Source organism: Vibrio sp. 10N.247.311.51 (assembly GCF_041467855.1).
GTDB classification, from domain to species: domain Bacteria; phylum Pseudomonadota; class Gammaproteobacteria; order Enterobacterales; family Vibrionaceae; genus Vibrio; species Vibrio coralliirubri.
Map to the genome: position 1 here is coordinate 104,708 of NZ_JBFSVK010000004.1, position 11,713 is coordinate 116,420.

Here is an 11,713-nt window from a genome sequence, read left to right on the forward strand (position 1 = left end):
GAGGTTGAAAATTTACCAATTACTTTAATAATGATGTCATTATGATTTGATCTGTAATAGTGACTTCTAAGTATGGTGGCTAATGAACAATTGTAACTTCTTAAGAGCATTGGGTATTTTGGGTATTTACCAATACGCAACGACCAATAAGGCCGTGAATACTGAGCAATTAGGTATTCCTAAATCAGTGTTTAATAACCCGATGAACCTTATCCCCGTAAGTGAAGTGGACAAATGGTATGGCTTGCTTGAACAACAAACCGATGATTCCGATATTATCTTGAAGCTGGCTGATAGAGTGGATATTGAAAGGCTAGGTCCTCTCTCTAACTGGTTTTTCTCGGGGCACGATCTGGCGTCGTCTATACGCCGAGTTAACATCGGGTTGCACTGTTTGCAGTCCGGGGCTTTCCTGTATGGCGCTCAAGTCGGTAATTTCATCAAGTGGTGTTACGACAATCCTGCTTACACCGAAGCGGGCAAGGTTCATGACTCGATCCGAGTTGCCATCTTTATGATGAAGATATTAAGGCGTTACTTGGGAGACGACTTTACTCCCGCAGCCGTCTCTATCGCAGGTTATCGCGAAAACACTCAACTCTATCAAGAGTATTTTGGGTGCAATATTCAGTGGGGCCAGCCACGAACTGAAATCTGGATACCAAGCCAGTTGAGGTTATCGAGCAATCAAGCCCCTTCGATCGGCAAGATGAGCTTGGCCATGAATTTTCATGACTTAGATAATTACCTCAACATGCCGGATGCCGCGGATGAGCATAAGGTGACCTATGAGATGATCAATTACAGTCGTCATTTCGGCCTGCCAACGCTGCATAAAGTATCGAGTTTGCTTGGGTTATCTGAACAGCAATTTCAACGTCGATTGCATAACTTAGGCATCAACTTTTCTACCATTATGGGCTATGCATTAAGTAACGTGGCGGTGGAGTTGTTGATGTATTCAGTGCCAATAAAAGAAGTCGCGACGAGGCTCGGCTATACCAATGTCGCGAGCTTTAATCGGATGTTTAAGAAACATCGAGGTTTGACACCCAAGCAATATGTTGAGCGCTTAAAAACCGGCCTGTAACTATACAGAGCTAACTTATGGTTCGTTTATGGAGCAGGCTGGACAAGTAAACCACGGCCCAAGTACTCAAAATGAAAGGGGCGGTGAGTGGTAACAGTGACAGTTCATGAAAACCAAGTGTGATGAGACAGCTTAACAGCATGCCTAATAGGATTAACGGCCAAGAGATCCGCGGATAGAGCACAAGTGCTAAAGTGGCAAGAATGGCGTTGTACCCGTAAAGACCTTGGGCTAACAGTTCGCTAGAAGCGCCAATCAACCCGCTAAATACGGTGCTAATTATTACTGCGAGCATAACCCAACAGGCATGCTTGATATTGTTGAGTGCGATGGCGACTAAGATAACGAGCCCCGACAACGCATTTTCGATGAAGCTGACTTGGCTTATCCCTTTTAAGAACGGGATCACCACTGGCGGCAAGTTGAACCACGAGTTATCCTCAATACTGATGAGTGGCATCAGTGCGGAATCAGGTGCAGAAAACGCTGATAGCTCAAAGGCTGCTTGGATAATATAAATCAACCAAGTGCTGAGGATAAAAGCGCTAGTGTAACCGCGATATTTCTTAAAACTGAATACGATGTGGGCAATCGGCACCGTGACTAATGCACCTAACACAGTCACTAAAGCCAATAATGGTGTCACACCAAAAAAGTTACCGATAAATAAGCCAATTAAAGCGCCATTTAGCGCGTACATTCCACTATCAATATCTTCAGCTGACTTGTTGGTGTTGGTGTTGGTGTTGGTGTTGGTGTACATATAGCCATAGAAGGCCAATGCAAAGCTGCAACTGGCGCCAAGCAAAGTAAGAAAAGCCAGTGCAAGTGACTCAATAGAAATGGCAAGCAACAGCAAAGTCGACGTCATGACAGACGGTGTGAAATAGACTTGCCCAATGCCATTGAGCAAGCCTTGAAATGGCAGAATATCCTTGTTCGTTTTCATCGTCTGATTACATTATTGAGTCATGTTAAATTTTTGTAAGTCAGATTGTATACAATTTTATCAAGTTCACCATCTTCGAGTGTTAATTCTGATACCAGCGTTCACCATAAGCTTGTTGATAATCTGGTGTTTCAATGATGCCTTCTTGTTCTGGAACGGTTTCTAATGGCCCAACGACCGTTCGATAAGGCAATACGCCAGCCCATACTGGAATGTCCATATCGGCTTTATCATCATTCACTCCATGTTTACCAATCTTCACGGAAGCTTCTGTTAAAGGTATCGCTAACAACTCGGTCGCGGTGAGTTCTTTTTCATTACTGAGCCTGACTTCATCGGTTCTGCCCGGCGCGATTTGCTCAACAAAGATATTCAACAAGCGATCCTTTTCTTGATTGTCATCGATGACTGAAAATGACCCCAATACCACGGCAGAACGATAATGCGCACTATGATGAAATGCCGAACGAGCCAACACCCAACCATCGAATAAGGTGAACGTTAAACAGGTTGGTTCTCCCTTTTTTAGCCCTTTTAGTAGGCGACTGTTTTTAGCCCCATGAATGTAGACCATATCATCCACTCGCCACGCGAGCATCGGGATAACCATTGGGCCTTGTTCGCCCTGCAATGCAATGTGTGCGATTAAGCTCTCATCAATAATTTGGTGCAGTTTCTCTTGCTCAAATACGGCTTTGTGAGCCCCTTTTTTAATCGTGGTTCTTTTCGTGTTAGATAACATAATCGCTCCTTAATCATTGCCTTTTGATTAATGTAGCGATTAACTGGTCTATTAAATAGAGCCACTTTTAAACACTATTTGGATCCAGTTATGCAGCCTATCGATGTCGGTGATCTACAGTTAGACGAACAACACGACACGCGTCAAACCGCATTGTTCCACGCGATAAGAGAGAAGATCGTTCAAGATTTATGGAGCAAGGGCAGTAAGTTGCCTTCAACACGTAAGTTGGCCGTCGAGTTATCGGTGAGTCGAAATACTGTGATTTATGCGTATGAACAACTGGTCACTGAAGGCTATATCGAGAGTAAGCAAGGCTCAGGGTTTTATGTCTCGGTTGAACAACCAGAACACTTTCTAAGTTTGTCTAAGCCAAACAGTATTCAGGATCCGACGGTCAAACAAACAGTCTGTCAACCGAGTGCAAACATAGCGACACTGAACGACATTAACCGCAGCTTTGCCCCCGGAGTCCCTGACTTAGATGCGTTCCCTTTTGCGAAATGGCAGAGGCTGCTGCAACGCCACTCTACACGTCAGAACATTGCAGGCAATCAAGAGGTTCAGGGAAGTTTAGCCTTGAGAGAAGCATTGAGCGGGTACCTTGCAAGCAGTCGTTCAGTTCATTGCAGTGCCGACAGAATCATCATCACCGCAGGTGCGCAGCAAGCCATCTCAATCGGATTAATGGCGACGTTAGCGATGGGCGACAAAATCCTTGTGGAGGAACCCGGTTATCGACAAGTGCATAAGATTATCGATCTGTTGAGACTAGAGCTGGATGGTGTGAGTGTGCGTGAAAAGGTGGGGCTAGATATTGAAAAAGTGTTGGCCAGCAATGCTAAGGCTCTGTATGTCACGCCGAGTAACCAATACCCAATGGGCACGACTTTAAATACTGAGCAACGCCTTAAACTGATCGATTGGGCCAATCAACATCAGTCATGGATCATTGAAGATGACTACGACAGTGAGTTCCAGTTTGCTCATCGACCTTATACCAGCATGCAAGGTTTGGCGGGTAAGTTGGGATTCGATGATCGCATCATCTATGTCGGCTCTCTGAGTAAGGTGATGTTCAATGGCCTTCGATTAGGGTACTTAGTGGTGCCAGAAAGCCTGGTGGCGAAGTGTCTTGAGATCAAAGACGCGCTCACTGGAGACACGGCATCCCACACACAGGAAGCTTTGGCGGATTTTGTGCGAGAAGGCGACTTGCTGCGTCATATTAGAAAGATGCGTCGGTCATACAAACTCAAGTATGAAGCCATGATAGAAGCTATTGAAAGCGAGTTTCATGGCGATCTTGAAGTGATCAGCCAAGCGGCGGGGCTACATGTGACCGTGAAGTGGTCCAATGGAATATCTGAAACTGAATGGAGCCGACGAGCTGAGCTTCAAAATATCATCATTCGTCCGTTTGATTTTTATGAATACGGTTCGAGTGATGCTCGTGATTGGAGTGGGGCGGTGCTGGGGTTTGGAAATATCCGTTTGGCTGAGATAAAGCCGAAGATCAAACAGATCGCTCGGCTTTTCTATCAGTGATATTGGTAGGTATCGTTTACAGCTTGTCGACAGAAACGGTGGGTTTACCCAACCACTTTTTCCAAGGGAGTGACAATGTCACAAAAATAATCACGGCATAGAGCATCGACCAACTTAAACAGATAAACACCAAGGTACAGATGACCAATGAAAGCATGGCTGTGTATCTAGATGCACCTGTCAGTAATCGGCAAGCGGCTAACATCGCGAGCAGATAAACCAGAACAAAAATACCGTTGGCGAGCTTGAGAAAGAATTCAAGGTCCAAGTTAGACAGTTCACCAATCACACACGAGATAAGCACGACAAAGCCAATTGCTATGGTTGGGTAAAACGGTACGCCGCGGCTGTTCAGTTGAGCCATTCGACTTGTAGGAGAGTGTTGACGAGCCTGAGCCCAGATCATCCGAGACAGGCTTTGTGTGTAAAGGTTTAGGCTAGCAAAGCAAGCAAAGAACCCCAGCACGCTGATGACAGTTTTGAAGCCATTACCAAACAGTTGTTCTGTTACCCAAGGGATGGATGCGGCATCGAATTCAGGTGAACCGAAAGCACCCAGTTTAAGGAGCACCACTGAACAAGCCCAATACACTAGCCCCGCAACAAAACAGCCTGCAATGATCGCGATTGGGAAGTCACGTTGTGGATTTTTGAACTCCTCTCCCATGTGAGCAAAAGCTTCTATTCCGACAAAGCACCAAAACATGACAGCCAACGCAGCGCTGATAGGCCACATAGAATCGGACGAGATGGCAGGAAGAGCAACATCGGCTACCGTGATGTCGGCTTTCCAAACAAAAGCGCTGACCAAGGCGAAAATCGACAAGGCAATCACCGTTTGTAAGCGACCAGAAGACTTACTGCCCATCAAATTGACGGCAATAAGCAGGGCTACAGTAAAGGATTGAGCCCCCAGTGGTGTATCGAGAGGCGCAGGTAACAATTGTTGAGCAAAACCACCTGCCAGTGCAATGGCCGCTGGAATACCGACAGGAATAACACTCACAAACAACCACGCCACGCTTGTTTCTAATCGCTCACTGAACGCCTGACGCACAAAGTAGGCAGTACCACCTGCATTCGGGTAGCGTTTTCCTAATGCTGCGAAGGTCAGTGCAATCGGGCAAATAGCGATAAAAAGGATTAACCAAGCGAGTAGAGACAGCTGACCTGCAATGCCTGCTGCGATCGCAGGGATCATAAATAATCCCGTGCCTAGCAAGGTCGTTGAGAGTTGTCCGATTCCTGAAATAAGCGTGATTTCTTGTTTGAGTTGTGTCATTCGCTCTCCTAGCTATTTGATTCTGGTCACGGTCTTCCAGTAACTTTCTTCTGGTGTGTATGAAGTTATGATTGAGAGCATACATTGTAGACATCAATAATACAGCTAGCGAAACGTCGTAAGACACCGTCATTTTAACGGTATTAATCCGATTAAGCGTGAAAGTGTCGCTGTCAGAATGGCTGTTATAAGTCGGAAAGTTGTGTCAAATTAGGCGTTATAAATAGAAAAATAAATGAAAAGAATCAGAAGCATGGATAAATTTGATCGCCAGATTTTGGATATTCTCAAAACCAATGCACGATGCTCAGTGAGCGATATCGCCCGAGATGTCAGCCTCTCGCGCTCGGCAGTGAACGCCAGAATCAAGAAACTGGAAAGCGACAAAGTGATTACGGGCTACTGCGCTCAAGTGGCAGAACCCAACCAAACGAAGAATGTGTGCGCTTATATCTTGTTGAAGTTCGACATGTCGAGTAGTGACCATAGTTGTGAGTCTTACGCGAAACAAATCCAGAGTATTGATGAGGTGCAATGGTGCCACTCTATTAGCGGTGAGACAGATATGATGTTGTACGTGGAAGTGGAAAGCATGGAGAGCTTGAACCGAGTTCGCGATCAGCTGCAAAGCTACCCAGATCTGCGCCACTTAATGACTCATACGGTTTTGACCGAGTTTTTCAACAAACAGAATGCGACGGTGCATTCATGTTAGGCAATATCAACTTAAACCTGCTGCGTTCACTGCATGTACTTCTTGAAGAGTGTCATGTGAGCCGTGCCGCCCAACGTTTGCATATCACACAATCCGCGGTGAGCCGCCAGCTCAGCCAGTTACGAGATTTGTGTGGTGACCCTTTACTGGTCCGTGATGGCAACAAACTGGTGCCTACCAACCGTGCATTGCTGCTCAAAGGTAAACTCGACGACCTGCTTGGCGAGTTTGACCACCTGTTAGATGATAAACCCTTCGAGCCGCAAGACTGGCAGGGTGAATTGGTGTTGTCTTCGAGTGATTATGTGGCTCAGTATATTCTTCCTGTGATTGTGGCAGAGGTATCCGCTGAAGCACCGAACATCAATTTGGCTTATCGCCTGTGGCAGCCAAACTACCTTGAAGCACTGAACGAGTCTGGGATTCATTTGGCTTCCAGTATGTTTCCCACAAAGCCTGAACATGTCTCAAGCATCAAACTTGGCGAAGATAAGTCGGTGTGTTTGATGCGCAAGTCGCACCCATTGGCTCAACAAGCGGTTTTGAGTGCAGAAGATATTGCTCACTACTCTCACATCAAAGTGACGGGTGGCGGAGATAAAGACAGCTACGCGGACATAGCATTGAAGAAGCAAGGGCTGAAGCGAAGAGTGGCTTTGCAGGTCCCGTTCTTTTCATCCGCAGGTACTGTGTTAATGCAAGACGACTATCTGATGATCGTGCCAGAACATATCGCCTACAATCTAGGTCGACACCTCGATACTACCTACTTTTCGTTGCCATTTGATACGGAAATGCATACCTATTGGTTAATGTGGCACCCTAAATATGACAACGACTCTGCCCACAAATGGGCGCGAGAAAAAGCATTCCAAGCCATGCAAAAGTCGAGTTACAATATCAGTATGACTTGAAATCATAGGTGTGATGATTATCTTTGATTTCAAATAATACCTCCTGCGAATTATGGTAAGTGACAAGTATTGAGTATTAAGCGTAGAGCGTTCAGCTGGAACGCTTTATTTTATTAGGAATGGAATGATGACAGTAACAATTTGGTTTTCTTTATTAGCGATTTGCTTGTTGGGTGCAATGTCTCCGGGCCCAAGCTTGGCGATGATCGCTAAACACAGTTTGGCTGGTGGCCGTATGAACGGGCTTATCGCAGCTTGGTCACACGCTGCTGGTATCGGAATTTATGCGTTCGCAACCATTGTCGGTTTAGCCGTTGTGCTTGAGCAATCCCCAATGTTGTTCAAAGGTATTAGCTTAGCGGGTGCTGCTTATCTGCTTTATCTTGGCGTTAATGCGTTGCGTTCGAAAGGTGGTGTTGCTGCGAAATTAGAAGCGGGTGAAAAGATGAGTTACATGCAGTCTGCTCGTGAGGCTTTCTTGATCTCTATCTTGAGCCCAAAGATCGCGTTGTTCTTCATCGCTCTGTTTAGTCAATTTGTAGCGTTAGGAAATGAACTGACCAATCAGGTTATCATTGTCTCAACGCCACTGATTGTCGACGGCCTTTGGTACACCTTTATCACCTTGGTACTGTCTAGCCCGTTGATTGTTGAACGTATTCGCTCGAAAGCTCAGTTGATTGATCGACTATCTGGCGTGGTGCTGATCTTGCTTGCTGTTCGTGTGGTGTGGACGATATAGCAGTGCGCGATAAGAATAAGTAACTAGGGTCTGTTGACCTTTAGTGGTTAAATTTTATTCTAGCCGAACCCTTCGGGCAGCCTTTGTGGTTCATTTCTACTGCGTTATCGGCTTCTCATGTAGGCTAGCTACACTTCAAAGCCTCTGCCTTGTAGAAATTTCCCACAAAGTGCTGCAAAAATCAGCTCTAAAGGTCAACAGACCCTAGACGTTCACCAGAAACGACACTCATTAAAAAAGGCTCACTAGAGGTTATCTAGTGAGCCTTTTTGATGTCTATGGATTGGCTTGGACAGGTTTGAGCTTATTAACCTTTAGAGTTCAGCACGGCATCTAACTTCTCCATCGAGTCTGAGAAGTAGGGGTTGTAAGTCAAACGCGCATGGTTCTTCCCTTCCTCACGATAGCCCCAAGCTGAGTACCAAACCTCACTTGTCGCGTTGCACTGTTCTTCAAAACCTTCCTCTTGACCATTGGAGCAGATCTTCTCGCTACCATTGATTCCGTAATACGGATTGCTTGGCGAGAACAGTAAGCCCATGTGAGAGCCGTTCGAGATACGCTGCTCTGGAATTTTCATGCTGTACTGAACAGCACGAGGATCCTCGAGAGTCGTCTCTCCTTGCCAAACCAACACATTGTTTGGATTCGGCATGGATTCAGTAAACGCTTGCTGAACGTAGTTGGTGTCAATCACGCTGTCGCCTTCACTCATCATAATAAACACTGGTTTGTCGAAGTGCTTATCTTGTAAGTCATCTCGTACGACTTCTGATGTCTCGTAGTAAACCGAGGCACCATTCATTGGCAATGAGTTGTAACGCAAAACATTGTCTTCAGGATCTTGATCAGCCCAAGTGACAAAGTAGCTTGCTAGTCCTGCGTATTGAACAGCAGACGAGCTTGGTTGAAACGCAGGTGAGAACAGCATTAATCCAGAGATCTTAGGATCGTTGATCGCCTGTGAAGTCACGAGGTTCGCGCCGGTTGAATAGCCGCCTAGCCAAACAGAATCATACTCTTGCTCAAGTAGCTTCGTATGATGAGCCACCACACCTTGCCAATCTTCTAGGCTCGGTTGCATTAGGTCACCCACACGACTGCCGTGACCCGGAAGCAATACAGTTCTCACTAAGTAACCTTGCTCAGCCAAATGGGTAGCGATGTCTTTAAATGAGTAAGGTGAGTCGCCTAATCCATGCACCAATAACACCGCCTTGCCGTTTGGCGAGGTTGGTTGATACTCGGTTGGTGAATTGAGTTGGATCTCGAGTTGCTTGTCTTCTGTCATGAACACGCGGTTTTTCAATAACCAATCTTGGGTGTCATTGACGTAGGCATCAAAGCTGTCTTGCTGATAGCTAGGCAAGTCTGGAGATGTTTCGTAAGCGGGTATAGTTGTCTCGTTGGAACAACCAACGAGACTTAAAGTCGTTAAGGCCAGCAGTGCTAGGAGGGGCTTTCTTTGCATTATGTAATCTTGTCTCTGTTGTGCTTTCACTATGTCTGAAACTAAAGTTTAGGTTACTTTTTGCTTGAAAGGTCTTCGTATTCACCTTCAATAACACCGGCATCATTGGTTGATGACTGACGAGTGTTCATATGAGCTGCAAAACCTTGTTTCTTCATTTGATTCTGAATGCGCTTGCCAGTAATTAAAGCTGCAATAGCTAAAGGAATAGCAAGGATCAAGCTTGTGAATAACGCCAAAAGGCCAGTAAACAATGCAACAATCGTAACTAATATATTTTTCATATTCATTCCTCTTTTTCTATGTTGTTACTTTATCGCTTCTATTCTGAACGAAACATGAACGTCGTTAATAAATCTCTGAGAGTCACTATGACACGGATGTGTGCTGTTAGGGAGTTTATATGTAGTCATAATCACGCATTAAAAATATGGAATAAAACTAAATTCAATAAAATCAACAGCTTAAAAGTTGGCACGCTTGATGCTCTATAGGGTTTGGAATAAGTCACTGTAAGCAAAGTACTTACAGTTAATAAAAATTACTGGAGCCCTTATATGTTTTGTATTCAATGTGAACAAACAATTCAAACCCCAACCGTAAAAGGCTGTTCTTTCGCACAAGGCATGTGTGGAAAAACGTCTGAAGTATCCGACCTTCAAGACGTGTTGGTGCATTCTCTTCAAGGTGTTTCTTTTTGGGCCAATTTGGGCCGTGCGTGTGATGTTATTGATACTGAAATCGACGAGTGGGCGCCAAAAGCGTTTTTCGCAACATTAACCAACGTTAACTTCGACCCTGCTCGTATCATTGAATTTGCACAGCAATCTCATGAATTTAAGCAGCGCTTAGAACAACAGGTTCGCGCGGCAGCGACATTGATTGGTTTTGAGATCCCAGCGCTTTCTGCTGCCGCTCAATTCGACCTTCCAACGGACTCTTCAGAGCTATTGGCGCTTGCCCCTCAAGCGGCGGTAAACCGTGGTCACGATTCTCAACACGAAGATGTGATTGGTCTTCGCCTACTTTGTCTTTACGGGCTAAAAGGTGCGGCAGCATACATGGAGCACGCACGTGTTCTTGGTCAAACTGACAATGCTATCTTTGCTGAATACCATGAAATCATGGCTTTCCTAGGTACGGATCCATCAGACCTAAAACAACTACTAGATACGTCTATGCAGATTGGCTTAATGAATTACAAAGTCATGGAAATGCTGGATAAAGGCGAGACAGATACATTTGGTCACCCTCAACCAACAACCGTGAATGTGAAGACGAAGCAAGGTCACTGTATCCTTGTTTCTGGTCACGACCTGCATGATCTAGAAAAGATCCTTCAACAAACGGAAGGCAAGGGCATTAACGTTTACACCAATGGTGAGATGCTACCTGCACACGGCTACCCTGAACTAAACAAGTACCCACACCTTGCGGGTAACTACGGTAGTGCTTGGCAGAACCAGCAAAAAGAATTTGCGAACTTCCCAGGTGCGATCGTAATGACATCGAACTGTCTGCTTAATCCTGATGTGGGCTCATACGCTGACCGCCTATTTACGCGTAGCATCGTAGGCTGGCCGGGTGTTGCTCACCTTGAAGGCGACGATTTCAGTGCAGTAATTGATTGTGCTCTTGCGCAAGAAGGCTTCAAGCATGACGAGATCGAGCAAATGATCACTGTCGGCTTTGGTCGTAATGCTTTGATGGAAGCTGCGCCTGCGGTTGTTGAACAAGTGAAAGAAGGCAACATCAAGCACTTCTTCCTTGTGGGTGGCTGTGACGGCGACAAATCTGAGCGTAGCTACTACACAGATTTCACAGCGCAAGCACCAGAAGATTCCGTAATCCTAACATTGGCGTGTGGTAAATTCCGTTTCAACAAGAACCAATTCGGTGACATTAACGGCATCCCACGTCTGTTAGATGTTGGCCAATGTAACGATGCTTACTCTGCGATTCAGCTTGCTATCGCACTGTCTCAAGAGTTTGATTGTGGTATCAACGAACTACCACTAACGCTGGTTTTATCTTGGTTCGAGCAAAAAGCGATCGTTATCCTGCTTACTCTGTTTGCTCTTGGTGTGAAAGGTATCTACACCGGCCCAACAGCACCCGCTTTCCTAACAGAGAACCTACTAAAGATTATTCAAGACGAGTTCGACATGCGTTCTATCTCAACGCCAGAGCAAGATCTTAAAACAATCTTAGCGGCTTAATCTAAGCCCACTCCCAAGCCCCGTTGTTGCTGTTCTCTAGG

11 protein-coding genes are annotated in these 11,713 nt (G+C 45.6%); 6 read left to right on the top strand and 5 right to left on the bottom strand.

Annotated features, from left to right (window positions below; genetic code table 11):
• Positions 1-82 precede the first annotated feature (82 nt).
• Positions 83-1,090, top strand: a complete 1,008-nt coding sequence (locus tag AB6E85_RS05545; RefSeq protein WP_372141770.1) for a helix-turn-helix domain-containing protein — start codon at positions 83-85, stop codon at positions 1,088-1,090.
• A gap of 10 nt (positions 1,091-1,100) precedes the next feature.
• On the opposite strand, the gene AB6E85_RS05550 is transcribed toward AB6E85_RS05545, so the two are convergent.
• Both AB6E85_RS05550 and AB6E85_RS05555 read right to left on the bottom strand, forming a co-directional pair.
• Positions 1,101-2,039, bottom strand: coding sequence for an urea transporter (locus AB6E85_RS05550; protein ID WP_372141772.1), 939 nt, complete (start codon positions 2,037-2,039; stop codon positions 1,101-1,103).
• A gap of 82 nt (positions 2,040-2,121) precedes the next feature.
• Positions 2,122-2,781, bottom strand: a complete 660-nt coding sequence (locus AB6E85_RS05555) for a pyridoxamine 5'-phosphate oxidase family protein (RefSeq protein ID WP_372141773.1) — start codon at positions 2,779-2,781, stop codon at positions 2,122-2,124.
• Positions 2,782-2,871: 90 nt separating this feature from the next.
• On the opposite strand from AB6E85_RS05555, the gene AB6E85_RS05560 reads away from it, so the two are divergent.
• A complete protein-coding gene (locus tag AB6E85_RS05560) occupies positions 2,872-4,329 on the top strand; it encodes a PLP-dependent aminotransferase family protein (protein ID WP_372141774.1) in 1,458 nt (485 codons plus the stop codon).
• A 16-nt stretch (positions 4,330-4,345) separates the two neighbouring features.
• Here the strand turns inward: AB6E85_RS05560 and yjeH are convergent, their stop codons facing one another.
• Complete coding sequence (gene yjeH / locus AB6E85_RS05565; protein WP_372141775.1) at positions 4,346-5,611, bottom strand: L-methionine/branched-chain amino acid transporter; 1,266 nt, start codon at positions 5,609-5,611, stop codon at positions 4,346-4,348.
• A 253-nt stretch (positions 5,612-5,864) separates the two neighbouring features.
• Between yjeH and AB6E85_RS05570 the strand changes: the two genes are divergently transcribed.
• The 3 genes from AB6E85_RS05570 to AB6E85_RS05580 all read left to right on the top strand — a co-directional run bounded on the left by AB6E85_RS05570 (position 5,865) and on the right by AB6E85_RS05580 (position 7,982).
• On the top strand, positions 5,865-6,326 hold the full coding sequence (locus AB6E85_RS05570; protein WP_017061781.1) for an Lrp/AsnC family transcriptional regulator: 462 nt from the start codon (positions 5,865-5,867) through the stop codon (positions 6,324-6,326).
• Positions 6,320-7,240, top strand: a complete 921-nt coding sequence (locus AB6E85_RS05575; protein ID WP_372141777.1) for a LysR family transcriptional regulator — start codon at positions 6,320-6,322, stop codon at positions 7,238-7,240. Before AB6E85_RS05570 ends, AB6E85_RS05575 begins: the two co-directional genes overlap by 7 nt.
• Positions 7,241-7,367: 127 nt before the next feature.
• The gene (locus AB6E85_RS05580; protein WP_017061779.1) at positions 7,368-7,982 is read left to right on the top strand and encodes a LysE family translocator; all 615 of its coding nucleotides are present in this window, start codon (positions 7,368-7,370) and stop codon (positions 7,980-7,982) included.
• 307 nt (positions 7,983-8,289) lie between these two features.
• Here AB6E85_RS05580 and AB6E85_RS05585 read toward each other — a convergent pair whose 3' ends face one another.
• The gene (locus AB6E85_RS05585; protein ID WP_372141779.1) at positions 8,290-9,453 is read right to left on the bottom strand and encodes an alpha/beta hydrolase; all 1,164 of its coding nucleotides are present in this window, start codon (positions 9,451-9,453) and stop codon (positions 8,290-8,292) included.
• Between the two features lie 53 nt (positions 9,454-9,506).
• Positions 9,507-9,737 (bottom strand): hypothetical protein, encoded by a 231-nt coding sequence (locus AB6E85_RS05590; protein ID WP_017061777.1) that lies wholly within the window; start codon positions 9,735-9,737, stop codon positions 9,507-9,509.
• 273 nt (positions 9,738-10,010) lie between these two features.
• Here AB6E85_RS05590 and hcp point away from each other — a divergent pair, with 273 nt between their 5' ends.
• Positions 10,011-11,672 carry a hydroxylamine reductase gene (gene hcp / locus AB6E85_RS05595; protein WP_048612892.1) on the top strand — a complete coding sequence of 554 codons (1,662 nt, stop codon included), beginning with the start codon at positions 10,011-10,013 and terminating at the stop codon, positions 11,670-11,672.
• Positions 11,673-11,713: the final 41 nt, after the last annotated feature.

Bases quoted from the DNA above. Each gene is read 5' to 3' on its own strand.
- AB6E85_RS05560 (WP_372141774.1), top strand. From the start codon at position 2,872: ATGCAGCCTATCGATGTCGGTGATCTACAGTTAGACGAACAACACGAC.
- AB6E85_RS05590 (WP_017061777.1), bottom strand. From the start codon at position 9,737: ATGAAAAATATATTAGTTACGATTGTTGCATTGTTTACTGGCCTTTTG.
- AB6E85_RS05550 (WP_372141772.1), bottom strand. From the start codon at position 2,039: ATGAAAACGAACAAGGATATTCTGCCATTTCAAGGCTTGCTCAATGGC.
- AB6E85_RS05575 (WP_372141777.1), top strand. From the start codon at position 6,320: ATGTTAGGCAATATCAACTTAAACCTGCTGCGTTCACTGCATGTACTT.
- AB6E85_RS05570 (WP_017061781.1), top strand. From the start codon at position 5,865: ATGGATAAATTTGATCGCCAGATTTTGGATATTCTCAAAACCAATGCA.
- AB6E85_RS05545 (WP_372141770.1), top strand. From the start codon at position 83: ATGAACAATTGTAACTTCTTAAGAGCATTGGGTATTTTGGGTATTTAC.
- AB6E85_RS05585 (WP_372141779.1), bottom strand. From the start codon at position 9,453: ATGCAAAGAAAGCCCCTCCTAGCACTGCTGGCCTTAACGACTTTAAGT.
- hcp (WP_048612892.1), top strand. From the start codon at position 10,011: ATGTTTTGTATTCAATGTGAACAAACAATTCAAACCCCAACCGTAAAA.
- AB6E85_RS05555 (WP_372141773.1), bottom strand. From the start codon at position 2,781: ATGTTATCTAACACGAAAAGAACCACGATTAAAAAAGGGGCTCACAAA.
- AB6E85_RS05580 (WP_017061779.1), top strand. From the start codon at position 7,368: ATGACAGTAACAATTTGGTTTTCTTTATTAGCGATTTGCTTGTTGGGT.
- yjeH (WP_372141775.1), bottom strand. From the start codon at position 5,611: ATGACACAACTCAAACAAGAAATCACGCTTATTTCAGGAATCGGACAA.